22 protein-coding genes and 1 tRNA gene are annotated in these 24,192 nt (G+C 62.1%); 7 read left to right on the forward strand and 16 right to left on the reverse strand.

The features are described from left to right. Positions 1 to 17: 17 nt before the first annotated feature. The 3 genes from ACO08C_RS04175 to ACO08C_RS04185 all read right to left on the reverse strand — a co-directional run bounded on the left by ACO08C_RS04175 (position 18) and on the right by ACO08C_RS04185 (position 2,694). Complete coding sequence (locus ACO08C_RS04175; protein WP_421787752.1) at positions 18 to 1,973, reverse strand: response regulator; 1,956 nt, start codon at positions 1,971 to 1,973, stop codon at positions 18 to 20. A 136-nt stretch (positions 1,974 to 2,109) separates the two neighbouring features. Further along, the gene (gene mscL / locus ACO08C_RS04180; protein ID WP_421787753.1) at positions 2,110 to 2,526 is read right to left on the reverse strand and encodes a large conductance mechanosensitive channel protein MscL; all 417 of its coding nucleotides are present in this window, start codon (positions 2,524 to 2,526) and stop codon (positions 2,110 to 2,112) included. A 91-nt stretch (positions 2,527 to 2,617) separates the two neighbouring features. After that, positions 2,618 to 2,694, reverse strand: a tRNA-Met gene (locus ACO08C_RS04185). A 169-nt stretch (positions 2,695 to 2,863) separates the two neighbouring features. Between ACO08C_RS04185 and ACO08C_RS04190 the strand changes: the two genes are divergently transcribed. The 4 genes from ACO08C_RS04190 (at position 2,864) to ACO08C_RS04205 (ending at position 7,524) form a co-directional block, all read left to right on the forward strand. Continuing rightward, entirely contained in the window at positions 2,864 to 3,496 is a 633-nt protein-coding gene (locus ACO08C_RS04190; RefSeq protein ID WP_421787754.1) for an NAD(P)H-dependent oxidoreductase, read from the forward strand. A gap of 3 nt (positions 3,497 to 3,499) precedes the next feature. Beyond that, entirely contained in the window at positions 3,500 to 5,500 is a 2,001-nt protein-coding gene (locus tag ACO08C_RS04195; protein WP_421787755.1) for a cation:proton antiporter, read from the forward strand. Continuing rightward, positions 5,487 to 6,557, forward strand: a complete 1,071-nt coding sequence (locus ACO08C_RS04200; RefSeq protein ID WP_421787756.1) for a malate/lactate/ureidoglycolate dehydrogenase — start codon at positions 5,487 to 5,489, stop codon at positions 6,555 to 6,557. Before ACO08C_RS04195 ends, ACO08C_RS04200 begins: the two co-directional genes overlap by 14 nt. A 61-nt stretch (positions 6,558 to 6,618) precedes the next feature. After that, positions 6,619 to 7,524, forward strand: a complete 906-nt coding sequence (locus ACO08C_RS04205) for an alpha/beta hydrolase fold domain-containing protein (protein ID WP_421787757.1) — start codon at positions 6,619 to 6,621, stop codon at positions 7,522 to 7,524. A 594-nt stretch (positions 7,525 to 8,118) separates the two neighbouring features. Here the strand turns inward: ACO08C_RS04205 and ACO08C_RS04210 are convergent. The 3 genes from ACO08C_RS04210 to ACO08C_RS04220 all read right to left on the reverse strand — a co-directional run bounded on the left by ACO08C_RS04210 (position 8,119) and on the right by ACO08C_RS04220 (position 10,690). Beyond that, the gene (locus tag ACO08C_RS04210; RefSeq protein ID WP_421787758.1) at positions 8,119 to 8,538 is read right to left on the reverse strand and encodes an acyl-CoA thioesterase; all 420 of its coding nucleotides are present in this window, start codon (positions 8,536 to 8,538) and stop codon (positions 8,119 to 8,121) included. Beyond that, positions 8,538 to 9,965, reverse strand: coding sequence for a dihydrolipoyl dehydrogenase (lpdA, locus tag ACO08C_RS04215; RefSeq protein WP_421787759.1), 1,428 nt, complete (start codon positions 9,963 to 9,965; stop codon positions 8,538 to 8,540). The genes ACO08C_RS04210 and lpdA overlap by 1 nt, the downstream gene beginning before the upstream one ends. Positions 9,966 to 10,102: 137 nt before the next feature. Further along, positions 10,103 to 10,690: a TetR/AcrR family transcriptional regulator gene (locus tag ACO08C_RS04220; RefSeq protein ID WP_421787760.1), complete on the reverse strand. Its 588-nt coding sequence runs from the start codon at positions 10,688 to 10,690 to the stop codon at positions 10,103 to 10,105. Between the two features lie 88 nt (positions 10,691 to 10,778). Between ACO08C_RS04220 and ACO08C_RS04225 the strand changes: the two genes are divergently transcribed. Both ACO08C_RS04225 and ACO08C_RS04230 read left to right on the forward strand, forming a co-directional pair. After that, positions 10,779 to 11,144 carry a nuclear transport factor 2 family protein gene (locus ACO08C_RS04225; protein WP_421787761.1) on the forward strand — a complete coding sequence of 122 codons (366 nt, stop codon included), beginning with the start codon at positions 10,779 to 10,781 and terminating at the stop codon, positions 11,142 to 11,144. A 185-nt stretch (positions 11,145 to 11,329) separates the two neighbouring features. Beyond that, positions 11,330 to 11,740, forward strand: a complete 411-nt coding sequence (locus ACO08C_RS04230; protein WP_421787762.1) for a hypothetical protein — start codon at positions 11,330 to 11,332, stop codon at positions 11,738 to 11,740. Positions 11,741 to 11,750: 10 nt separating this feature from the next. Here ACO08C_RS04230 and ACO08C_RS04235 read toward each other — a convergent pair whose 3' ends face one another. From ACO08C_RS04235 to ACO08C_RS04255, 5 genes are all read right to left on the reverse strand, one after another. After that, positions 11,751 to 11,939, reverse strand: a complete 189-nt coding sequence (locus ACO08C_RS04235) for a hypothetical protein (RefSeq protein ID WP_421787763.1) — start codon at positions 11,937 to 11,939, stop codon at positions 11,751 to 11,753. Between the two features lie 60 nt (positions 11,940 to 11,999). Further along, on the reverse strand, positions 12,000 to 12,593 hold the full coding sequence (locus ACO08C_RS04240) for a hypothetical protein (protein WP_421787764.1): 594 nt from the start codon (positions 12,591 to 12,593) through the stop codon (positions 12,000 to 12,002). 333 nt (positions 12,594 to 12,926) lie between these two features. Continuing rightward, positions 12,927 to 14,213 (reverse strand): dihydrolipoamide acetyltransferase family protein, encoded by a 1,287-nt coding sequence (locus ACO08C_RS04245; protein ID WP_421787765.1) that lies wholly within the window; start codon positions 14,211 to 14,213, stop codon positions 12,927 to 12,929. Further along, positions 14,213 to 15,229 (reverse strand): alpha-ketoacid dehydrogenase subunit beta, encoded by a 1,017-nt coding sequence (locus tag ACO08C_RS04250; RefSeq protein ID WP_421787766.1) that lies wholly within the window; start codon positions 15,227 to 15,229, stop codon positions 14,213 to 14,215. The genes ACO08C_RS04245 and ACO08C_RS04250 overlap by 1 nt, the downstream gene beginning before the upstream one ends. A 3-nt stretch (positions 15,230 to 15,232) precedes the next feature. After that, positions 15,233 to 16,462 carry a thiamine pyrophosphate-dependent enzyme gene (locus ACO08C_RS04255; RefSeq protein ID WP_421787767.1) on the reverse strand — a complete coding sequence of 410 codons (1,230 nt, stop codon included), beginning with the start codon at positions 16,460 to 16,462 and terminating at the stop codon, positions 15,233 to 15,235. Positions 16,463 to 16,681: 219 nt separating this feature from the next. On the opposite strand from ACO08C_RS04255, the gene ACO08C_RS04260 reads away from it, so the two are divergent. Beyond that, a complete protein-coding gene (locus ACO08C_RS04260; RefSeq protein WP_421787768.1) occupies positions 16,682 to 17,185 on the forward strand; it encodes an Lrp/AsnC family transcriptional regulator in 504 nt (167 codons plus the stop codon). A 69-nt stretch (positions 17,186 to 17,254) separates the two neighbouring features. Here ACO08C_RS04260 and ACO08C_RS04265 read toward each other — a convergent pair whose 3' ends face one another. The 5 genes from ACO08C_RS04265 to flgK all read right to left on the reverse strand — a co-directional run bounded on the left by ACO08C_RS04265 (position 17,255) and on the right by flgK (position 23,527). Continuing rightward, positions 17,255 to 18,445, reverse strand: coding sequence for a thiolase family protein (locus tag ACO08C_RS04265; RefSeq protein ID WP_421787769.1), 1,191 nt, complete (start codon positions 18,443 to 18,445; stop codon positions 17,255 to 17,257). Positions 18,446 to 18,676: 231 nt separating this feature from the next. Next, entirely contained in the window at positions 18,677 to 19,036 is a 360-nt protein-coding gene (locus ACO08C_RS04270) for a DUF1801 domain-containing protein (protein WP_421787770.1), read from the reverse strand. 151 nt (positions 19,037 to 19,187) lie between these two features. Next, on the reverse strand, positions 19,188 to 20,375 hold the full coding sequence (gene mnmA, locus ACO08C_RS04275; RefSeq protein ID WP_421787772.1) for a tRNA 2-thiouridine(34) synthase MnmA: 1,188 nt from the start codon (positions 20,373 to 20,375) through the stop codon (positions 19,188 to 19,190). A gap of 85 nt (positions 20,376 to 20,460) precedes the next feature. Further along, the gene (locus ACO08C_RS04280) at positions 20,461 to 21,375 is read right to left on the reverse strand and encodes a flagellin (RefSeq protein WP_421787773.1); all 915 of its coding nucleotides are present in this window, start codon (positions 21,373 to 21,375) and stop codon (positions 20,461 to 20,463) included. Positions 21,376 to 21,385: 10 nt separating this feature from the next. After that, positions 21,386 to 23,527, reverse strand: coding sequence for a flagellar hook-associated protein FlgK (gene flgK, locus ACO08C_RS04285; RefSeq protein WP_421787774.1), 2,142 nt, complete (start codon positions 23,525 to 23,527; stop codon positions 21,386 to 21,388). Between the last annotated feature and the right edge of the window lie 665 nt (positions 23,528 to 24,192).

Below are 24,192 nucleotides of genomic sequence, written 5' to 3' on the forward strand. Positions count from 1 at the left end.
ACACCGAGGAAGGCCGGCTAGCTGGCTTGCGCTACGGCCACCGACCCGCCATCGGACAATACGCCGGCGATCGTATCGAACAGGCGTTGCGTATCGATCGGCTTGGAAATGAAGCCGTCCATGCCCGCAGCCAGACAGGCTGCTTCGTCCTCACGGCGGGCATTGGCGGTGAGCGCAATGATCGGCGTCATCGCGGCGGTGGTGGGAAGGTCGCGAATGGCCTTGGTCGCCTGCAAACCGTCCATCACCGGCATGCGCATATCCATGAGAATGAGATCGAAGGCGCGGTTGCGGGCGGCGTCCACGGCGTGTTGACCGTTTTCGGCGAACTCCACCGACCAACCCTTGGCGATGAGGAAGCCTTCAATGACTGTGCGGTTGATCGCATTATCCTCGGCCGCCAAAACCCGCAAAGGCCGTTCGGGCAGTTCGGGACCGGATCGCCGGGCGGCTTTGGCAGGCCGCGCATCCTCGATCGCAGTCGGGCTCGTCGCAGCCGACGCCGTGCTTTCCTCGCTGTGCTCACGCCGCTCGAGACTTGGAAGCTCAATGGTGAACCAGAAATGTGATCCGCCGTCGCGACGCCGCGCGTAGCCGACCTTGCCATTCATCGCTTCGGCGAGATAACGCGTAATCGTAAGCCCCGTTGACGTGCCGTCCATGACGCGGATCCCGTCTTCGTCGGACTCAAAGAAGCTCTTGAACAATCGGCCTTCCGCTTCGCGCGGCACGCCCTTGCCGGTATCGTCGACCGCGACCTTGATCTGGGCGCGGCTGCCGAGATTTTCGATGTCAATCGCGACATCAACCTGCCCACTAGCGGTATAGCGCAGAGCATTGCGGATGTAGGTGAACAGCATCTGCTTGACGCGAGCGCTATCGGCCGCGAGGACAAGCCGGTCGTCGCCGGTCACGCGGATATTGAAGCCAAGGCCCTTGGCTTTCGCTTTCGGTTCCCAGAGCATGCGCGTGTCGCGCGCCAGCCGTTCGACCGTGATTTCGCCCGGCGCCAGCGAGAGATTGCCAGCTTCAATGACGGCGACATCACGCAGATCGCCGACGAAACGCATCAGCGTTTCACCCGCTTCGTAGATTTGACGGGTCTTCTTGCGGGTGTCGTCATCCAGCGTGTCGTCTTCGGAAATCCGACGCGCCACGCCCATGATGCCGGCCAGCGGATTCTTGATGTCGTGGCTGACGCTGGACAGGAAGGCCGTTTTCTCGCTGATCGCCTGTTCGCCGCGCTTGGCAGTATGTTCGTGGCGGCGGGCAAGCTCGCGCAGCGCCTTTGCTTGTGTTTCCACTCGGGTACGAGCGCCTTCCAGCGACGCGTTGGCTTCGAACGCTGTCTTGAGCGTGTCCCTGTACTGCGCGGAAATCCGGATCGTAACCGCAAAATAGAGGGCCAATACGGCCGCCAGGCCATAGCCCTCGACACCGCCCAGCATCACCAGAAATGCGATCACCGGGGCCAATGCGGGCGCATTATAGGCGACGATCGCGATCGGTTTCGTCGCCGACGAGATCGCAGCACCGGCGGTCATTCCGGCCACCATGAAACCCACTGCGAAATGGGCGAAGGTCATCTGGTCCGGCGGCAGCAGGAATATGGCCAGTCCCCAGATGCTGCCCGAACCCACGGTCAGCAAGGTGAAAAGTTTCTGCGTCAGCGGCGGCAGGTGAGCGCCGCTCTTCAAGGCATGCCGGGCGAGGAAGTAGCGAGCGGTCGCGAAAAACACGCCGGTTGCAAACCAAATGCCGACCTGGAGAGGCGGTACGGCGGTTAGCAGCATGGCACCCAGTATCAATGCATTGAGAACATTGAAGGGCACGGCCGACACGCAGTTCTTGTAATAAATCTCCAGACGCGCGCGGTCGATTTCCTCGAGCGCGCCCTCGTTTACGTCGCGGGCCTTGCGCGCAAGTTCCTGCTGTTTCTTCTGGGCTCTTTTTTTGAATTCGAGTCCAAACACGCCTGTTCCCGCCGCTGGATTGAGCGAATCACCTCGGGCAAGAAGGGCATGAATAGGGTGGCCAGAAGGTTAATGCTGCTGACGCCGCCGCGTGTCCTTTCGACAGGGCCTCATTTAAACTTGCAACTTCTTGATTTTACTTACGCGCCAGAAGATCCCGGATCTCTTCCAGAAGTTGTTGCTCGCGCGGCGGTGGCGGCGCTTCGGCGGGGGCTTCTTCCTGCTTGCGCTTCATTGAATTCATCCCCTTGATGATCAGGAACAATGCAAACGCCAGGATGATGAAGGCTATGACATTATTGATGAAAAGCCCGTAATTGATGGTGGCGGCCCCGGCCTCCTGGGCGTCCGCCAAGCTTGCGTACTCGCCGTCGCCAAGCGTGATGAAGAGATTGGCGAAGTCGACGCCCCCCAGCAAGAGACCGAGCGGTGGCATCAGGATGTCGTTCACCAGCGAGCGGACGATCGTCGAGAATGCGCCTCCCAGAATGAAGCCGACGGCCAAGTCGACCACATTGCCGCGCATGGCAAATTCTTTGAATTCCTTGAACATTGGCTGCTCCCCTGTCGCTGCGCCAGCGGTAGCATCGCACCCGGACCAAGTCATCTTGAAACTGGGCACATCATTGGCGCCAATTGGGGGATGGTAGCGGAGGAGAGACTTGAACTCCCGACACGCGGATTATGATTCCGCTGCTCTAACCAGCTGAGCTACTCCGCCACACCTTCGCGCGTCCCCGCAAAGCGGTCCGCACCGGAAGGAGTGGCGATATACTTCGCAGAACTGCAGCACGCAAGCACCCGGTTTCAGGAAATCTGCGAGCAAGGCATGGCGACAGCGCGAGTGCCCGCCTATGCTGATTGCAGATTATGATCCGGCAGGGGGGACAATGAGCATTCCGAGCGAAGATGCGACGGCGCGCCGAATCCTGGTCCTTGCTGCCCATCCCGCGCCGCGCCGCTCTTTTGCCGGACGTGCACTGCGGCGGGCAGCGCAAGACGTCGAGGGCGTCACATTCGCCGACCTTTATGCCGAGTATCCCCGGCTGGATATCAATGCCGATCGGGAACAGACCCGCCTTGCCGAACATGACGCGGTGATCTTTCTGTTCCCGCTGTTCTGGTATTCGACCCCGGCCCTCCTGAAGGAATGGCAGGACATCGTGCTTGAGCACGGTTGGGCATACGGGCAGAACGGGACGGCCCTGCGCGGCAAGCTGTTCATGCCCGTGCTGACGGCCGGCGGGCAGGAAACAGCCTATTCCCCCGATGGCTACAATCATTTTCCGGTCCGCACCCTGCTGTCCCCGCTGGAACAGACCGCCGACCTTTGCGGCATGGTCTACTTGCCTCCCATGGCCTTTTTCAGTGCCGGACATGCACGCGAAGACAACCGCCTCAACGAGTTCGTAGCCGAGTGGAAAGGCGTCCTCGCGGCCCTCCGCGACCGCAAGCTGGATATTGAGGCCGCGCGGCGGGTGCCGCTCCTAAACGGCCAGCTCGAGACGCTTTTGAAAGGTTAGCCGATGGGCGGATTTCTTCTCGACGCAACGATCTATCTGACGGCGGCCGTGATTCTGGTGCCGATTTGCACGCGGCTGGGGCTCGGTTCAGTGCTCGGATATCTGATCGCCGGCGTGCTGATTGGGCCGGTGTTCGGGCTGGTGGGCAGCGAGACCCAAGACCTGCAGCACTTTGCCGAGTTCGGCGTGGTGATGATGCTCTTCCTGATCGGGCTGGAGCTTGAGCCGCGCGCGCTCTGGGATATGCGTTTGCGGCTGCTCGGCCTGGGCGGACTTCAAGTCATCGTGACCGCCGCCCTGATCGCAGCGGCGGCCATGGCGATGGACGTCTATTGGACGATTGCGGTTGCCATCGGTTTTACCTTCGCATTGTCGTCCACAGCCATCGTGATGCAGTCGCTTAGCGAGAAGAGCCTGGACAAGACAGAGGGCGGGCGGGCGTCCTTCTCGGTCCTGTTGTTCCAGGATATCGCCGTCATCCCGATGCTGGCCTTCCTGCCGCTGCTGGCGATGCCGGAGCTGATGGGAAGTGGTGCCGAGGATGCCGCATCGCACAGCGCGGGCTATGACGGAGACGCCGCGCACGGGACGCCTTCCGGCGGCGATCACGATGCGGGTCATGGCGGCGGCGGGCACGGGCCGGATCTCAACCTGGTCGACCGGTTGCCCGGCTGGGCCTATCCGCCGGTCGTGCTGGCGGCGATCGGATTGATTGTCGGCGGCGGTTTTTATCTGACGCGGCCGCTGTTCCGCTTCATTGCTCGCTCGGGATTGCGCGAAATGTTCACGGCCTTTGCGCTGTTCCTGGTCATCGGCATTGCCCTCTTGATGACCACGGTGGGCCTGTCGCCGGCGCTCGGCACTTTTCTGGCCGGCGTGGTGCTGGCGAACTCGGAATACCGGCACGAGCTGGAAGCCGATATCGAGCCGTTCCGCGGCATATTGATGGGCCTGTTCTTCATCACCGTCGGGGCTGGAATCCGGTTCGATGTCTTCCTTGCCGACTGGGCGCTGATCCTCGGCCTGCTGGCCGCGCTGATTGCCGTGAAAGCGGCGGTGCTCTTTGTGTTGGGGCTGATTTTCCGGATTCGCGGCCGCGATCGCTGGCTGATGACGCTGTCACTCGCACAGGCGGGTGAATTCGGTTTTGTCCTGTTATCCTTCAACATCCAGAGCAATGTCATTCCGCCGGATTTGCAGCCCATCCTCGCCCTGCTGGTCGCGCTGTCGATGCTGGTGACGCCGCTTCTGTTCATTCTGTACGAGCAGGTTTTTGCGCGAACCTATACCGAGGGCGGACCCACGCGTGATGCCGACGAGATCGATGAACGCGGCACGACGATCATTGCCGGGCATGGCCGTTTCGGACAGGTCGTCAACCGGCTGTTGCGTGCTTCGGGCTATGAGACGGTGGTGTTGGAGCTGAAGAGCGATTTGGTCGACGGGCTCCGCAAATTCGATGTGAAGACGTTTTACGGCGATGCAACGCGGCCCGATCTATTGCACGCGGCCGGCCTGATGGAGGCCAAACAATTCGTCGCCGCGATCGACGACAAGGACCAGATCACCGAGCTGGTCAAACATGTGCGGCGCGAACGGCCGGATATTCATATCGTGGCGCGCGCCGTCGACCGGCATCACGTCTACCAACTCTATGCCGCCGGTGCGAACGATATCGTCCGGGAGACCTTCGACAGCGCGGTGCGCGCCGGCCGCAGTGCGCTGGAAGCCCTGGGCGAACATCCGTTCGAGGTTGAAAAGGCGGTGCGCTTCTTCGTTCGCCATGACCGCGAGACGCTGCGCGAGCTGGCCACCGCCTGGAAGGAAAGTGTCAGCGTGTTCGACAATGAGGAGTATGTTGCCATCGCAAGGCGCCAGAACCAGATGATGATGGACACGATGCGCAGCGACCGGACGGCCGACAATAATGCGATCGACCGCGCCTGGCAGCCGCCGCCAACCCGCCCAGACGATCCGGAGGACGAGGACGATGCAACCCGGTGATGTGCGTATTCCGGCTGCTGAACTGACGACGTTTGCAGCAGCGGCCCTGGAAAAGGCCGGCGCGAAACGTCCGCACGCGCAGGCCGTTGCCGATCATCTTGTCGCTTCGAATCTGGCGGGCCATGACAGTCACGGCATCGGGCTCCTGCCCGCCTACCTCAAGCATTCGCGCGAGGGGCTGGTCGATGTCAATGCCGAGCCGGAGACCGTTCATTCGGCCGGAGCCATTGTGAAGCTCGACGGCCATGATGCGTGGGGGCGTGTGGCGGGCGAAGCGGCGATGAAGGCGGCCTTTCCCAAGGCGGACGAGCTGGGGCTGTGCGCGGTCACGCTGTCGAATTCCCACCATCTCGGCCGCATCGGCACTTATGGCGAAATGGCCGCGCAGGAAGGGTTTGCCGCGCTCTTTTTCGTCAATGTTACCGATCACGATCCGATGGTCGCACCCTATGGCGGGACAGACAGCCGGTTGGGGACCAATCCGGTCTGCATTGCCTTGCCGCCGACCGGGACCAAGCCGGCTTTCCTGCTCGACATGGCGACCAGCCGGATCGCCATGGGCAAGGCCCGCGTTGCGGCCAATAAGGGGCTGCGGGTGCCCTTCGGATCGATTATCGATTCCAACGGGCTGCCCACCGACGATCCGTCTGGTTTCAAGGGGTTCGAACAAAAGGGTGCCCTGGCGCCGTTCGGCGATCACAAGGGATACGGGCTGGCCTTTGCCGCCGAATTGCTGGCCGGGGTGTTTTCCGGCGGCGGCACGATCCAGCCCGGAAATGAGCGCCGCGGCGGCATCCGCAATCAGATGATGGCGATCGTTCTGTCACCCGATGCATTCGGCGATCCTGCGGCGATGGAGCGGGAGATGGACGCCATGTGGGACTATGCCCTCGCCTCACCGCCCGCCGACTGGGACAGCCCGGTTATCGCGCCCGGCGATCCCGAACGGGCGCTCAAGAAACGCCGCTCGGCGGAGGGTGTGCCGCTGGATCCGGAGACGCTGAAGCAGCTCAACGACGCCGCGAAAGCGGCCGGCATCAAACGGCAATTGGGCTAACCCCTTTCCTCGCCTGTAAACAGCGTTCACAGTGTCGCCAGAACGAACCGGGGAGCCTTTCATGAAACGACTGATCGCCGCCGCCATCGGAGCGGCCGCCCTTGCCGCATCCGCACAGGCGCAGGACGAGATTGACATCACGCCGGCGGCCGACAATGTCATTTACGGCATGGTGTCGGGCGCTGCGCTGCTGATGGATGTCTACACGCCGGACGAGAGCAACGGTCTGGGCGTCATCGTGATCCCCGGTTCGGGCTGGTATGCCCCGGAGATTTATTCCGCTCCGCCGCTGAACGAGATGCGCGGCTATGACTATATGCGCGCCGTGGTCCAAACGCTTAATTCTGAAGGCTTTACCGCCTTCGTCATCAATCACCGCTCATCGCCGGGCAACCGTTTTCCGGCCGCGGTAAACGATACGCGGCGGGCGGTGCGCTATGTCCGCGCCACAGCGGAGCAATGGGGCATCGACCCTGAACGCATTGCCACGCTGGGCCATTCTTCGGGCGCCAATCTCGCCGCGATGGCGGCATTGATGGACGACGAACCCGGTGCCGGCGCCGACCCGGTCGATCAGACCTCGGCTTCTGTCCAGGCAGCGGTGACGATCGCTGCACCCTTCATGCTGGCGGGAGATCCGGACACGGCTTCATCCTATGCCGCGCAGACGATCGCGATGTATACGGGCCGGCCTTATTGGGGCGAAGACCGTCACTATGAAGTGGCCCCGCCTGTCGTCGTACAGGCCTCGCCGGCGACCTATGTGGATGCCAACGATCCGCCGCTTTACATCATCGATTCGCCGAACGATCCGATCGTGCCGCCCGACCAGGGCGATCACATGATCGCGGTGCTGGACGAGGCGCGTGCCGTTTACACGCATGACCGCACCGAGGGCGGCGAGCACAATCCGGATTTCGACATGGCAGCTATGGCGGCCTGGCTGGAAGCGGTATTGGGGGAGTAGTTTTTTATTGCCCGGCGCGCTTTTCCCCTCCCCTTGATGGGGAGAGTCGGCGATCCGGAAGGATCGACGGGGTGGGGTGAATCGTAGGTCGCCGCGCTGGAAAGCCCCCCACCCCTACCCCTCCCCACAAGGGGGAGGGGAAAGATGCGGCCGCGCTTGTATTCATTCGTCTCCCTCCGGCTTGACCGGAGGGTCTCGAATATCCCCCGAACAAGTCGGAGGATGACGGGGTTGTCCTTTCCTCGCCTGTTTACAGGGGGAGGCCAGCCAACACAGATCGCCTTCCATGCCCTGCCAAGATTGTTTTCGGCGCCGGGTTTTCAGGTCAAGGGCGCGCCAGCGCCGCTTCGCGGTTTCACCATTGAGCTGAAAACCCGCCGCGAAAGACTGGCCGGCACGCCATGTAGGGCGGGGCCTGCCTTTGCGGTTCATCGTCCGACACGCGCGGACGTCCGATCGGCCAGAACCAAGAATCGACCCCACTATCACGTCATTCCGGACAGGCGTCAGCCTGATCCGGGACCCATGCCGTGACGGTTAAATTCCGGAATGGGTCCCGGGTTCGCGCCTCCGGCGCGCCCCGGAATGACGAGATTATACCGGAAAGAACAGCGCCCTTGCCTCCGCCGGCAAACGCGAGGGGCGGCGGGTATTGGCGTCGATATAGGTCCATGTGGTGAGCACTTTGGCGGACGGCTTGTCGGCACCCGATTTGCGGATATCGACATGGCGCGGAAAGCGCAGGCCCTTAGGTTCATCGACCCAGGTGCGCATTTCGACCTCGTCGCCGAGTTTCAGCTCACGGTGATAATCGATTTCATGACGCAAGACGACCCAGAGGCCGGCCGCCGCCATTTCCGGCGGCGCCACGGTATTCCAGTGCCGTTCGGCCATCCCCGCCGCCCAGCGCAAATAGACCAGATTGTTGACGTGACCCATGAAATCGATGTCGGCGTCCACCACCGTTTGGCGGTGAACGAAGCCGGTCTCGAAATTCGTGGCGAGTGAAGCCATCAGCGCTTGGGCGCCGAGATATGGATCGGATGGCCGAGCGCAGCGAGCGCCGCTTCGGCGAAGCCCTCGGTCAGGGTCGGATGGACGTGTACCGTACCCGCAATATCCTCAAGCCGCGCGCCCATCTCCATGGCCAGGGCAAACTCGCCCGAGAGCTCGGAGACATGTTTGCCGACGGCATGGATGCCGAGAATGACATGGTCTGACTCGCGCGCGGTGATGCGGACAAAACCGCCATCGGCGCCGCCTTCCATGGAAAGATAACGGCCATTGGCGACCAGCGGGAATTTCCCGGTGATGACGGTCTCGCCCTGATCCTTGGCCTCGTCCGGGGTCAGGCCGACGCCGACGACTTCCGGCTCGGTGAAACAGACCGCCGCGATGGCGACCGGATCGAAGACCGTCTTGTGACCGGCGACGATCTCGGCGACGCGCTCACCTTGCGCCGTGGCGCGGTGGGCCAGCAAGGGCTCGCCGGTCAGATCACCCAGCGCGTAGACACCGCGCATGCCGGTTTCGCAGCGCTCATTGACCTGGATGTATTTGCCGTTGGTCGGAATGCCCATCTTGTCGAGGCCCCAGCCTTCCAGATTGGGCTTGCGGCCGACAGAGACGAGGATGTTATCGGCCTCCAGCCGCTCGGTCTCACCCTTGGCGGTCTCGAATTCGAGATAGGTTTTCTTGTCCTCGGTGACGACGCCCTTGGCTTTGCAAGAGGTGTGAACCGTGACGCCATTTTCTTTCAGCCAGCGTTGAATCGGCCGGGTCAGCTCCTTGTCGTAGACCGGCAGGATGCGGTCGAGGGCTTCGACAAAGGTGACCTCCGCGCCGAGCTTGCGGTAGGCGATGCCGAGCTCCAGCCCGATATAGCCGCCACCGACGACGACCAGCTTCTTGGGAAGCTTCTTGAGATCGAGTGCGCCGGTGGAGCCGATCACCTTGCCGCCGAATTTCAAGAAGGGCAGTTCGACCTCGACCGAGCCGGTCGCGAGAATGACATTCTTCGCCGTGATCTTCTGGGTGGAGCCGTCTTCCAGCGTCACGATGCAGGTCTTGGCGTCCTCGAATTCGGCCCAGCCGGAGATCGCCTTGACGCCAGCCGCCTTCAGCAATTGTTCCACGCCACCCGTCAGCTTGCCGACAATCTCGTCCTTCCAAGCGACGAGTTTCTTCATGTCGAGCTTGGGCTTGGCAGACAGCGAGATGCCCAGCTTGCCGTGCTCGGCGTGCTCGGTCATCTCGGCAAACTTGTCGGCGGCGTGGATGAAGGCTTTCGAGGGAATACAGCCGCGATTCAGGCAGGTGCCGCCCCAGCCATCCCTGTCGACAATAATGGTGTCGAGGCCCAGCTGACCGGCGCGAATTGCGGCCGGGTATCCGCCCGGGCCTCCGCCTACCACCAGAACGTCACAGGTCAGATCGCTCATGCCGATTTCCTCGTCTTTATACCGGGCGCCGGTTTAACCGTGGAGCCGTGTGAGGGGAAGAGGCCGCGGTGCAAGGCGGCTATGAGCGCCTATGGCCACTGCGAACCAGATTTGCAGGCCTGACTTGCATGCCGTCCCTATTCTGCCGCTCGCAGGCCGGCGAGAAATCGTCGAAGAATCGCTTCCTGTTCCGCAATGGTCGGCGCCGGATCTGCGTGGATGGCGCTAAGTGCGATTTCGGCGACCAGCGCGTTTACGAGCCTCGCCATCAGATCGATCGAGTCCGCACGAAGTTCGCCCGCCGCGACCGCGCGCTCCAAACCGCGTTTCATGAATCCGAGGCTGGATTGCTCTTCCAGATCCCGCGCCCGTTTCCAGCCCAAAACTTGCGGACCCTCATCCAGCAGGATCGCCGTCACTTCCGGCTCGCGCGCAAACCGTAGCCAGGCCAGGCAGGCCTCGACCAGTTCCTCCAAAGGGGACCCCGCCTCGACACGATTGTTCAATGAACGCGCAATCGTCTCCTCCGAGACGACGATAAAAACCGCCTCGAACAATTCCCGCTTGCTTTCGAAATGGTGATACATCGCCCCGCGCGAGACACCGGCGGCGGCCAGAATCGCGCCCGTGTGGGTGTTCTCGAACCCCGCATCCGCGAAATGGGTCCGCGCCGCCGCGATAATCTTGGCGCGTGTCGCTGCGCGGCGCTCGGCTTGAGTCGTCATGAGCCCACTTTACAGACTGCCGGTCGGTTTTGTAGTGTCAGCCTCATATACCGACACGATGTCGGTTTCTATAACCCTGGAGATCACCATGAGCGAATACCCAGAAGCCTTGGATCACATGCTGGCCGCCTGGAACGAGGCCGACGCGTCTCTTACGCGCGGCCATCTTGACCAGGCGCTCGCACCGGATGTTCGTTTCGTTGACCCGTCCATCGATCTGACCGGCGTCGAAGATTTCGAAGCCAACGTCCATGCAGTGCGTGGCAATTTGCCGGGCGCGGTCTATTCACGAACCAGCGGCGTCGATGGTCAGAATGGTTTCTACCGGTATCATTGGGCGATCCATCAGGGCGGCCAGCTATTGATCGAGGGATTCGACGTAACCGAGGTCAATGCCGAGGGGCGGATTGCCCATGTAATCGGTTTCTTCGGCCCGATTCCTGCTCTGTCCTGAAACGTCCGGGAAGCCGGGCGTCCGGAGCCCTCGGCCCGCCTCGCGGAAAAGCGATGGGGGCTCCCATTCGTGCATAGCGGCAATGCAATCGGCCTTAATATCCGACCTTGATTTCAGCGCGATTTCTCTTTACACGCGCGCGCCTCACGAGATTTCGCTTTTAACGATAGCAGGGACCGGCTGTCATGGCGTTCGATATTCAGTTCCCTAGCGCGGGAAACATTGTGGAGTTCCGCATGGGCGGTGCGCTGTCGGCTGAATCGTTCAGCCGACTCCACAAGGGGCTGTATTTCGCGCCCGAGTGGCGAACCGGGATGAATTGTCTGGGCGTTCTGGACGCCGGAACAGACATTTCCGCGATCACGATCGACACCATGCGGGGCGAACTCCGCGGGGAGATTGAACGCGTCCGCCGGTTGCGCGGACCCGATTTCAAGATGGCGTGGGTGGTCGTCGATGATCACAACATGCCCATGGTCCGCCTCTGGAAGTCGATGCCATTCCTTGCCAATCAATACGAGATCGAGATTTTCCGGACCGCCAGTGAGGCGCGCGAATGGCTTCGTCAATTCGGACATCGCCAGTCGGTGGCGTAGTCGCGACCGGCTAGCCGGACTCGCTGGATTCACTCGATTTTTTCTTCGAGAGGCCGGCCCCGCTGGCGATGCCAATGCCGCCGACCAGCAGGACGGCGATCACCACCCAGGTGGTACCGACGCCCACAGCATAAAGACCGTAGCCAACAGCGGCGACGGCCATCAGTGTGCCAATCAGATAAATCCAGAAAGATCGCATCGTGTTCTCCTTCGCTTATGAGGAGAACGCGGAGCACGGGGTGAGGTTCCCTCTTCGCGGCTAGCCGCCTTCTCCGCAGTCTGCAGGAATGGCGTGCAACATCACCGCGTTGGCCCACTCACCGGCGTCGTTCCGGCGCTGTTCGAATCGGGCCCATTCGCCATCATCAAAAGTTTCGAACCAGACGCGGCGTTGCGGCGCTTCCGGATAGACCTGCCAGAGCCAGAGCCTTCCGTCCTCGCGCAGTTCCTGGTGCAGTTCGCGGACTTCGTAATTGGCCGTGTAGTGCCAGGCAGTCTCCCAACGGCCTTCGCCTTCATCATAGAGGCGTATGTTGATGCCGGTGCCGGACTCGGCGCGGTAACCGTATCCGGGATCGAACCATTCATCGATGACAGCGCGGCCGTTGAGCCCGTAATAGCCGTTCCAGCGCGCCTGGAATTGCGGTTCTAACCAGCCGCCGGCTTCGGCGTCCCAGGTCCGATAACCAACATCGAAATCGCCGATAATAAAGGCAAATTGCGCAAACTCCGGCGGTGCATCCGGGTGCGGCGCACCATAATCGCCGCATCGCTCTGTGCCCTCGCCCGTGACCTGAGCGCTGGCGGCACCCGTCAGCAGCGCCACGGCGAGCATGGATAATGCGTGTTTCATGGCGATCTCCCCTGTTCGGGAATGGATCATGCCAACTCTATGCGATACTTGGTGTCACGATGATGTGAGGGATATTCTCTTGTGCTCAAGCCCATCCGGGCTTTCGCTCCTCGCTTAGTCCGGCCAAGCCGGACACGCTGCGGGCGCGCGGTCGCGCTTTGGGGAGCTCCACTCCGGCAACCGGTCAGTTTCCGTCCATGACATCCGCTGACGCCACAGCCTTGAGCCGTGTTCCATGCGAGCACCGGCGCGAGCGCCGCCTCATGATCTCATGCGCCGCGCCGGGCGCAGCGGGAAGTTTCAGATCCCCGCTTTCGCGGGGACCTCCGCAAGCTACGGCATAAACAACGTCGCCGGGTTCTCGAGATAGCCCTTCACCTTCTGGATCAGCACAGCGGCGTCATAGCCGTCGACAATGCGGTGATCAAAGCTGGAGGAAAGGTTCATCAGCTTCTTCGGCACGACGCGGCCGCCCTCATCGAAACGCGGCAGCTCCTGCATCTTGTTGACGCCGATGATAGCGGTTTCCGGCAGGTTGATCACCGGCGTGGTAACGAGGCCGCCGATCGCGCCCAGCGAGGTGATGGTGATGGTCGAGCCGGAGAGCTCGTCCTTCGTCGCCTTGCCGTCGCGGGCGGCTTTGGCCAAGCGCCCGAGCTCGGCGGCCAGTTCCCAGACATCCATCGCCTCGGCATGCTTGATCGTCGGTACCATCAGACCGTTCGGCGTCGCCGTGGCGATGCCAAGATGGACGGCCTCATACTTGGTCAGCACGCCGGCCTCGGTGTCGTAATGCGCATTGGCCTGCGGCGTTTCCGGCAGGGCCCGGCACAGCGCCGCGGCGAGGAAGGGGATCAGCGTCAGCTTCGGCTGATCGTCCGCCTTGGTAGCGTTGAGATGCGCGCGCAAATCTTCCAGCGCCGTGAGGTCGATCTCCTCAACATAGGCAATGTGCGGGATAGTGGTCTTCGCCTTGACCATGTTCTCGGCGATCTTGCGGCGCAGGCCGATAATCTTTTGCTCCTCGACGCCGGTGCGCTTGGCGCGGCCCGATCCGCCGCTCCCGGCGCGCGCGGCAAAGCGTCCGCCCGAAGCGATGAAATCGTCAAGGTCCTGATGCGTGATGCGGCCGGCCGGACCGGAACCCGGCACAGTGGCGAGGTCAATGTCGTTCTCGCGGGCGCGCTGGCGTACGGCCGGGCTGGCGAGCGGCTTGTCGCCCTCGGCGCGGGCGACGGGTGCCAGTGTAGCTTTCGGCGCGGGTTTGGGATCCGGCTTCTCTTCTTCTTTCGCCGGTTCCGGCTTGGCCTCTTCCTTGGGCGCCTCGTCCTTGACTTCGGCCTCTTTTTCTTCCGGATCCCCGGAAGGCGCCGGCGCGCCGCTCGTGTCGATGAACAGGATTTCGGTGCCGACCGGGATCACATCGCCGGGCTCGCCGACGATCTTGGTGACGGTGCCGTTGACGGCGCACGGCACTTCCACCGTCGCCTTGTCGGTCATCACGTCGAGAATGGGCTGGTCTTCCTCGACTGTGTCGCCGACCTTGATGCGCCATTCGACGATCTCCGCCTCGACCACGCCTTCGCCGACATCGGGCAGCTTGTAACGGTATTCGGACATCAGGCGGCCTCCATCACGGCTTTCAGCGCATTGATAAAGCGGTCCTGCCCCGGGAAGTAGGACCATTCATGGGCGTGCGGGTAAGGCGTGTCCCAACCCGTGACGCGATAGATAGGCGCTTCCAGCGCGTAGAAACAGTCTTCCTGGATCTGCGCCGACAGTTCGGCAGCAAAGCCTGAGGTGCGCGGCGCTTCCTGGCTGACGACACAGCGGCCGGTCTTTTTCACCGAGGCGGTGATGGTGTCGATATCGTAGGGGGTGAGCGTCTTGAGATCGATGACCTCCGCATCGATGCCGGATTTTTCGGCCGCGGCCAACGCAACATGAACCAGCGTGCCATAGGCGATGACGGTGACCTCGCTGCCCTCGCGCACCACTTCGGCGGTATCGAGCGGCACGGTGTAATGGCCTTGCGGCACCTCGCCCTTGGGATGGTTAGCCCAGCTTTGCAGGGCGCCGTCCGCTTTGCCGTCGAACGGGCCATTATACATGCGCTTCGGCTCGAAAAAAACGACCGGGTCATTATTCTCGATCGAGGCGAGCAGCAATCCTTTTGCGTCGTAAGGGTTGGACGGAATCACAACGCGAAGGCCCGGCACGTGCGTGAAGAAGGCTTCCGGGCTCATGGAATGAGTCTGGCCGCCGCGAATGCCGCCGCCCCAGGGCGAGCGGATGACGATGGGTTGGGTGTACTGACCGGCGGAGCGATAACGCAAGCGCGTCATCTCGTTCACGATCTGGTCGATGGCCGGAAAGATATAGTCGGAAAACTGGATCTCCGCGACCGGACGCAGACCGTTGGCCGCCATGCCGATCGCCATCGCTGCGATGGCCGCCTCGTTGATCGGCGTGTCGAAGGACCGGTCGAGCCCGTATTTCTTCTGCAGGCCGGCGGTGACGCGGAAGACGCCGCCGAAATAGCCCGCATCCTCGCCGAATGAGATGACGTTCGGGTCGTTTTCCATCGCGATGTCGAGCGCCGAATTGAGCGCCTGGATCATGTTCATCTTCGGCATAGCCTATACCCCCAGATCCTGGCGTTGGCGGACGAGGCGCCAGTCCTGTTCCTCGAATACGTCCTCGAAGATCGAGGGGATGGGCGACAAGGGACCGTCATGCAGCGTGCCGTAGCTCTCCGCCTCCTTGTAGGATTTCACGACCAGCTCATTGAGCTCCTTTTCCAGCGCTTCGTGGCGTGCCTCATCCCATTCGCCAAGCCCGATCAGATGGTTCTTCAGCCGCTCGATCGGATCGCCCAGCGGCCAAGCCGCGGCCTCGGTCTTCGGCCGGTAGCCGGACGGATCGTCAGAGGTCGAGTGCGCATCGGCACGATAGGAGAAATATTCGATATAGCTCGGACCGTGCCCCTGGCGGGCGCGCTCGGCCGCCCATTGCATGGTGGCATAGACGGCGAGGAAGTCATTTCCGTCGACGCGCAGCGAGGCGATGCCATAGCCCAGCCCCTTGAGTGCAAAGGTCGGTGCCTCGCCGATCGCGATATTCTGGTGGGTCGAGATCGCGAACTGGTTGTTGACGACATTCAGGATGACCGGTGCCTTGTAGGTCGAGGCGAGCGTCATGGCGCCGTGGAAATCGCCCTCGGCGGTGGTGCCGTCGCCGATCCAGCTCGCCGTGACCTGGTCCTCACCCTTGAACTGCGAGGCCATAGCCCAACCCACGGCTTGCGGGAATTGCGTGCCGAGATTGCCCGAGATCGAGAAGAAATGGCCTTCCGCCCATGTGTAGTGCACCGGCAGCTGGCGCCCCTTCAGATTGTCGCGGCTGTTCGAGATGCAGTGACACATCATGTCGACAATGTCGCGGCCGCGCGCGAACAGGATGCCCTGCTGGCGATAGGACGGGAACACCATGTCACTGTCCTTGAGCGCCATTGCGCCGGCGACCGCAACCGCCTCTTCGCCGGTCGACTTCATGTAGAAGCTCATTTTGCCCTGGCGCTGCAGTTTCAACATGCGGTCGTCATAGACCCGTGTCAGCACCATGTGGCGGAGCCCCTCGCGCAGAACATCCGGCTTGATCTCCGGGTTCCAATCGCCGACCGCCTGGTGATTATGGTCAAGCACGCGCACCATGCCGAGCGCCAGATCGGTGGTTTCCGGTCCGGGAATATCGATGCTGGGACGCCGTGCGTCTCCGGCGGCGGGAATGTCGATATGCGAGAAATCGGGCTCGTCACCCGGGCGGAATTTCGGGGCCGGAACACGATAGCGCGGATCTTGTGTCGCCATGGACGCTGCCTCTGAGATGACTGCCAGATGGGTGGAAGGCGATGCTTGCCTTCGGCGGGCGGGCATTAGCGCGGAATGACCGTGCTTGTCCACTCATGGCGAGCTGCGCGGCGATGCGCTCAGCGATGCCAAACCTCGGCGCAGTCTCATGAATTTGCCAGTGTTAGAATAATTTTATAGCGCTATGGTGGCTTTTCGTCTCAGGAGACCGGGAACCTCATGAAACTCGACGATATTGACATAAAGATACTGGCTGCCCTGCAAGAGGATGCTGGTCTATCTGTGGCGGATATTGCCGAGAAGGTTGGCCTGACTGCCTCGCCGTGCTGGCGCCGGATCCGCAATCTCGAGAGTGCCGGCATTATCCGCAAGCGGACCGCGATGTTGGACCATCAAAAAATCGGCCTGAATTTCCAGGCACTGGTGATGGTGAAAATTTCGCCGCCATCCCGGGAGAACCACCAGAAGTTCATGGACTGGGTTCAGGATGTGCCGGAAGTCGTCGATACGGTCACCATCACAGGCAATTTCGATTACGTCATGCATGTCATGACACCCAACATGACCGCCTACAATAATTTCATCGGCAACCGGCTGCTCAATACCGGTGTCATCGGCGAGAATAATTCGCACGTCATTCTGAAACGGGTGAAAGCACGCGACGGCGTGCCGCTCGATCATCTGTTGAAAGACGGCAAGCTCTACGACGAACCGGATTTCTAATCCCGAGGCAGACAAGACAAACCCCGGATCGGCCGATCCGGGGTTTATTCATTCCGCTATTGTGAGCGACTAGTTCAGCCGTTCGAGCGCGACCGCTGTGGCTTCCCCGCCCCCGATGCAAAGCGAGGCGACGCCCTTGGTCTTGCCGTGCTTTTCCAAGGCCGCCAGCAGCGTGACCATGATGCGCGCGCCGGAGGCGCCGATCGGGTGACCGAGCGCACAAGCGCCGCCATTCACATTGACGATATCGTGCGACAGGCCGAGCTCTTTCATGGCAATCATCGGCACCACGGCGAAAGCTTCATTGATCTCCCAGAGATCGACATCGCTGGTCGACCAGCCGGCCCTGTCGAGCACCTTGCGCATCGCCGGCACCGGCGCTGTGGTGAAATAGGCCGGCTCATGGGCATGAGCCGCCGTCGCGACAATCTTCGCCAACGGCTTGAGGCCGCGGCGTTCCGCTTCCGACATTTTCATCATGACCAGCGCTGCCGCACCGTCCGAGATGGCCGAGGCGTTGGCGGCCGTTACCGTACCGTCCTTGGAAAAGGCTGGGCGCAGGCTCGGGATTTTCTCGGGCATCGCCTTGCGCGGCAATTCGTCGGTATCGACGGTGATGTCACCCTTGCGGGTTGAGATCGTGACCGGCGTGATTTCACGCTTGAAATCGCCGTCCTTGGTGGCGCGCTGCGCCCGCGCGAGCGTTTCCAGCGCGTAAGCATCCTGCTGTTCGCGCGTGAACTGATGCTCCTGCGCGATCATGTCGGCATAGACGCCCATCGGCTTGTTCTCATAGGCGTCCTCGAGACCGTCCTGGGCCATGTGGTCCTTGATGGTGTCGTGACCGTATTTGAAGCCGCCGCGATGGGTTGGCAGCAGGTGAGGCGCGTTGGTCATCGATTCCATGCCACCGGCGACGATCACGGACGCATCCCCCGAGGTCAACGACGCGCGGGCCATGATCGCGGCCTGCATGCCGGATCCGCACATCTTGTTCAGGGTCGTGGCTTCGACGGACTTCGGCAGACCGGCCTTGATCGCCGACTGGCGGGCCGGCGCCTGGCCCTGACCGGCCGGCAACACATTGCCCATATAGATCATTTCGACATCGTCTCCGGCGACACCGGCTTCCTCGAGCGCGGCTTTGACGGCGACCGCGCCGAGTTCGTTCGCGGACATCGGGGCGAGATCGCCCAGCAGACCGCCCATCGGGGTGCGGGCCATGCCGACGATGACGATGGGATCTTCCTTGGCACTCATGATTGATCACTCCTGGCTGGACGCCGAATGTGGAAATTTCGGCGCGCATGTGAACGGCGGCGGCGGCCTTTCGTCAAGCCTTGGCGCAGTGGAAATTGCTGCGGCGCACCCAAGGCGGCAGGACTTGATCGGGGAAGGCGATGGAATTGCGCAGGTTTTCCGGGGCGACTTCCCTGGGTTGGTGGGGCGAGTGGGATCTCCGCTCACCCTTCGCGCCCGAAGATGAGGCGGTCAAGCCACGCGGCGCGGATCGGAGGCATCCAGCACAATGGCCGCCTTGATGATCTCTGCCAGCCCGTCATCGACCTCGCCGAGCGAGCGTATCTTGACGTGACGCAGCGATTTGCCTGTCCCCTCGATACGGCCGAACCGGTCGGCCAGCGCGGCACCGTACCAGAGCTGGAGGTTGACCCAGCCTGATTGTGCGATGATCGAGAAAATGCGCTCCTTGCCGACATAGCAGGGAAAGCCCCAGGCGAGCTTTTCCGTCAGCTCCGGCGCTGCGCGTAGCACCGTTTCGCGCAGCGCCAGCGCGATCGGTGCGAGGCTTTCCTCTATCTGAGCAAAGTAGGTATTGGGTGTCTTGGTCATGGCGGGAGGATAGTCGCTCAGCGTGTGGCCACAAACCCCTCACCCTCGAAAGCCGGCCATTGCATGGCCGCCTTCCTCTACCCTCTCCCCTTTGAAAGGGGAGAGGGAAAGGCGGTGAGATCGCGAAGCGTCGAGCCGCCAGGGTGAGGGGTTAGATCGTCCCGGTAATCCAACCGCCGCCGAGGACGCGATCGGCGCGATCCTCCGGTGAGTAGAACACCGCGGCCTGTCCGGGTGCGACGCCTTCCTCGCCCTCGTCGAGCAGCACGCTGGTCTTGCCATCCGCGACCTGCATCACCGCCGGGACAGGCGGCCGGGTCGATCGGACTTTGACCAGAATGGGCGCCCCGTCCTGAGCGGGCAGCTGGCCATCGCCGATCCAGTTGACCTCGTGCAGGCGGATTTCGCGCACCCGCAACGCCTCGCGCGGACCGACAATAACCTGACGGTTGGCCGGATCGAGCTTGATGACATAAAGCGGTTCGCCGGTGGCCACACCCAACCCGCGGCGCTGTCCGACCGTGTAGCGCAGAACGCCATCGTGGCGGCCCAGAATTCGGCCATCGATATGGACGATGTCGCCCGGCTCGGCGGCGCCAGGGCGCAGCTTCTCGACAATATCGGCGTAATTGCCGTCCGGCACAAAGCAGATGTCCTGGCTGTCCGGCTTGTCGGCAATGGCCAGGCCGAAGGCTTCCGCGAGCTGGCGCGTCTGATCCTTGGTGAGCCCGCCCAGCGGGAAGCGCAGATAGTCGAGCTGTTCCGGCGTTGTCGCGAACAGGAAATAGGACTGGTCCTTTCCGGCATCCTCGGCACGGCGAAGCTCCGGTCCGTTCGGTCCATCAACGCGTCGGATATAATGTCCGGTCGCCATGCAGGCGGCGCCCAGCTGCTTGGCCTGCGCCAACAGGTCGGCAAACTTCACGCGCTCATTGCAGCGCACGCAGGGGATCGGCGTCGCGCCCGCCAGATAAGTATCGGCGAACTCGTCCATCACCGCTTCGCGGAAACGGCTTTCATAATCGAGCACATAATGGGGAAAGCCCATTTCCTCGGCGGCGCGCCGGGCATCATAGATGTCCTGCCCGGCACAGCAGGCGCCCTTCTTCTTGATCGCGGCGCCATGGTCGTAAAGCTGGAGCGTGACGCCCAAGACATCATAACCGGCCTTGTGCAGAAGGGTCGCCGTCACGGTGGAATCGACCCCGCCGGACATCGCGACAACGACACGGTGATCGGCCGGGTTTCCGCCCAGGCCGAGGATGTCGCCATCGAGGCCGAATTCACGAATAAGGATGTCGGCGCGGCTGTCGCCGGCGCGCGTCAAGGTCGTCGTCATCACGCTCTCCCACGGGGTCAAGGCCCGAAGCAGTCGTTAAAGGAGGCGCGGATATAGGCGAAAAGCCCAAGCGATGGAAGACCGGTTAGCGCAGGAAGGGCAAGAGCGAGACCTGGCTTAAAACCGAGAAGGTCTGGGCTGCAACATCAACCGCGGTCTGCGCTTGCTGGAAACGCGTGGCCGCCGTCGCCATGTCGACATCCTCGATATTGCCGATCAGGCCGGTGAGATAATCCGTCTTTTGTTGTTGTCGGGCGATCATTTCGTCGACGCGGTTTTGCAGGGCTCCGTTCTCGCCGATCTTGTCGCTGATATTGTCGAAGGCCGCCAATGTGTTGGCAATTTCACCTTGAAGGTAGGTGCGTTGGGCATCCGATAGCGGCCCGTCGAACGGACCGTTCGGCCCGGCATCGAACTCGGCGAGGCGCTTGAAGGCTGCCATCAGATCCGTGCCAACCTCGTCCGCCAGCAAGCCGGTTTCCTGCGTGATCTGATCGTCGAGCCTGGCAACCGGGCGCCGGTTTGAATTGACGAATACGTCGGATGCGTTCGCGGCAGCGACGAGATCGGCCAGCGAGGTTGCAGTGATGGGGTTGGCGTCGGTGCGGGTGCCGCCGAAGACATACCGGCCGCCGTGCTGTGTTGCGAGCGCGTTCTTGGCCTTTTCGAAGGCTTCGCGCGCCTGGCTCATGATGTGGGTGCCGTCGACCGCCGTCATGGCCACGCGGAGATCCGTCGCCGCCTCGGCCAGCTTGTCGAGCGCTATTGCCGTGACTTCCATCTTGTTGGCCACATTTTGTGCCGAGAGGCGGTAGCCCTCGGCGCGGTCGCGTGCGCCATAGGCTGCGGCGAGCGATTCTGCCCGAAAGCCGGTTCCTTTCAGATCCGGCGCGATCTTTCCGGTCGTGAGTTGCTGTTGAGCCTCGAACACGTTGCGCTGGGAGCGCATCAGATCGAGAAGAGCAGCCTGGGCGGCAGCGGCGGTGGATATCCGTGTCATGGCGTCACCGTCAGATCAGGTTGAGCAACGTATCGGTCAGTTCCTTCGCGGTCTGAAGGAGGCGGGCCGAGGCGTTGTAGGATTGCTGGAAGAGCGTCATGTTCGCGAGTTCCTCATCGAGGCTGACGCCTTCGACATCGGCGCGTTTCTGGTCGGCCGCCGATTTCAGCGCTTGTGACGACTGAAGTGCGCGTTCCGCACGCGCAGCCCGGCTTCCGATGTCGCCAGCGATGCGCGCTGCAAATGCTTCCAAAGTGGCGCTGCTGGTGGCAAACCCGCCGGCGGGGTCGAAGGTCCGCGTCGCTGTGATCATCGACTGCAATGCCTGTCCGCCACGCCCGTCGCCGGCGGCGATCACGATATCGCCGATTGCCGGGGTGCCGGCGAGATCGAGCTTGGCCAACGACATCAAGGATGAGTTCGCGCGAATGCGATCGGCGACGTTGAGACCATCCATACGGTTGGCTTTCGCGGACAGGCCCAGGCCGAATTGTTCGCCAAAGCTGATCCCCGTGGTCCCACGCGATGTATTGTCTGCGGTCAGCGTCACGTCGAATGCCTCGAACCCGGCGACGGGCGTCTGGACCAGGCTGCCGTCGGTTCCGAAGCTGAATGTGGCGTATCGGCCAAGGCCTGTCGTCGGGTCGTTCAACGCGGTCAGCAGATCGCCGAAACTGGCGCCCGCAACCGTAACAGAGATGTCGCCGACATCGGTGCCATTCGGTGCCGTCACCGAGAAGACCAATTGCTGGCCCGGCGTGTAGCCATGCGAATCCGTCGCCAGAAAATCGCTGTCGAAATGCACCGGGCGCGGAGAATCGACCAGATTGTTGAGGCCGAAGAAGTGTGAGAAGCCGCGTCCACCCCGCGCTGACGGCGTTGTCTCATCCTGCAGGGTGGCAACGCCGTTCCCGCCTGTCGCCGACAACGTCAGCCGTCCGTCCGCAAAACTGGCGGAGCCGTCCGCGCCGAGCGCCGTATTCATCGCCGTTACGAAATCGTCGACTGACGCTCCCGCGCCATAGGAAACGGCCGGCGCACCATCGACGCTGTAGGTGTTTGCGGTGAAATCGACATCGATCCGCTTGACCAGGGCTCCGGTGCTGTCGGCAATCGCGATCGTCGTCGCGCCGTTGAAGTTCAAGGCATCGGTGCCCAGAAGGCCTGTATTATGCCCCTGCAATGTTGACGGCGGCGGATAAGCGGTTGAGTCATTGTGCGCGGCGTTAAGCGCGTCGGCGGTTCCGGAGATCAGTTCCGCCAGCTCTTCCATGATCGCCGGCAGTTCGTCATCGCGAAGCGTCAGCAATCCGGCCAGCTCACCACCGTCTATATGGGCCTGGAAGTCGGTTGCCGGCGCCCCGCCCGGCGGCTCAATGGTGATTCGCGCGTAGTCGACGCCCGCCGCGCCCGATCCGGCCGGTGGATAGCGCAATTCCGACGCACCGTTCTGGACGAGGCTCACCCCGTTCATCGTGGAGACGAAGATGCGTCCATCGGACTGCGCCACAGTCCGGATTGCGATGTATTTTCCAAGTTCATTGATGAGTTCCGCCTGACGGTTCCGCGCGCCGGTGGGATCAGACGCGGCGTTCGACAAGGACTGAACCTGCAGGTTCAGGGCGGCAATTTCGGCGGTTAGTTCATTGACCCGTTCGACGGTCGCCCCAATGCGCGCATCGGCTTCCTGGCGCTGGGTCTGCAGCTCCGCATGCAGACGCCGGCCCTCGTTGAAAAATGACTGAAGGTCGGCAGCGACCGAGAGCCTCGAAACGTTCAGATTTGGGTCCACCGATGCAGAGGCGATGGATGTAAACGCCGTGTTGAGGCGCGAGAACAAAGAACCAGCATCGTCGAAAGTGCCGACCTGCGCCTGAAAGCGATCGAGCGCGCGGGCAAGGATTTCGTTCTCGGCTGCGGTCGCGGCTGCCCGGACAGATGCCGCCTGCAGGAAGGCATCGGCGACCCGAACGACGCCCGTCACACTCACGCCAAACCCGACGCCGTTTACAACGCGAGTGGAGAAACCCGGCTCGACGCGTGCATAGCCCGGCGTATTAACGTTTGCGACATTGGTGGACGCAGTCCGCAATCCGATCTGGCTTGCCTGCAAACCTGACAGCGCGCTGCCAAGAATTCCGTTTAGCGACATGTCGCTCTCTCTTCCTCACAGGCGGCCAGGGCGTGCATTTCTGCCGGGCCGGCGGCAGTTGTTGCCGGGTCACCGAGTGCGTCGGCCGGCGGCACACGAGCGTCGGCTTGTTTCTTTCTTATTGATATCATGTCGATTTCCGACATTTCGCGATTCCGATCCGCTGATAGTGCGAACATGTTCGGATTGGATATGCGCAATCCGCGGGCCAGAGTTTCCGGCGAACAGGCGAAAAAAGGCGCCCGGCAGAATCCGCCGCCCTTGCCGGGAGATTCCTGCCGACGGTCTTTTCTGCCCCGCTGCACCATCCAATTTTTATTACGTTATTTCATAAACTTACAAAGGCACTGGCTTGGCCTGGCTTTTGCACCTCCAAGCGCGAATGGGCGAGCCATCGGGGTTCGCAGCGATTGTGGGAGGCAAAACCGGTATGGACGCACAACTGGCGATCCTTCCCGGACAGACGGTGTCCACCGGAACCGGCGGCTCGGCCGCCAGCCCGGCGGATGGATCGGGCTTCGATGCTCTGCTGAGTGCTGTTTCCCCTGTTGCACCCGTCCAACCTATTGCGCACCGAACCAAATCCGCTACAGCGTCGCCGTCCGGCCCCTCCCAAGGTGCGACACAAGCAATTGCGACGCGGCCCGCCGCGCAACTGACTACCA

This window comes from Hyphobacterium sp. (genome assembly GCF_965229905.1).
Taxonomy (GTDB): Bacteria; Pseudomonadota; Alphaproteobacteria; order Caulobacterales; family Maricaulaceae; genus Hyphobacterium.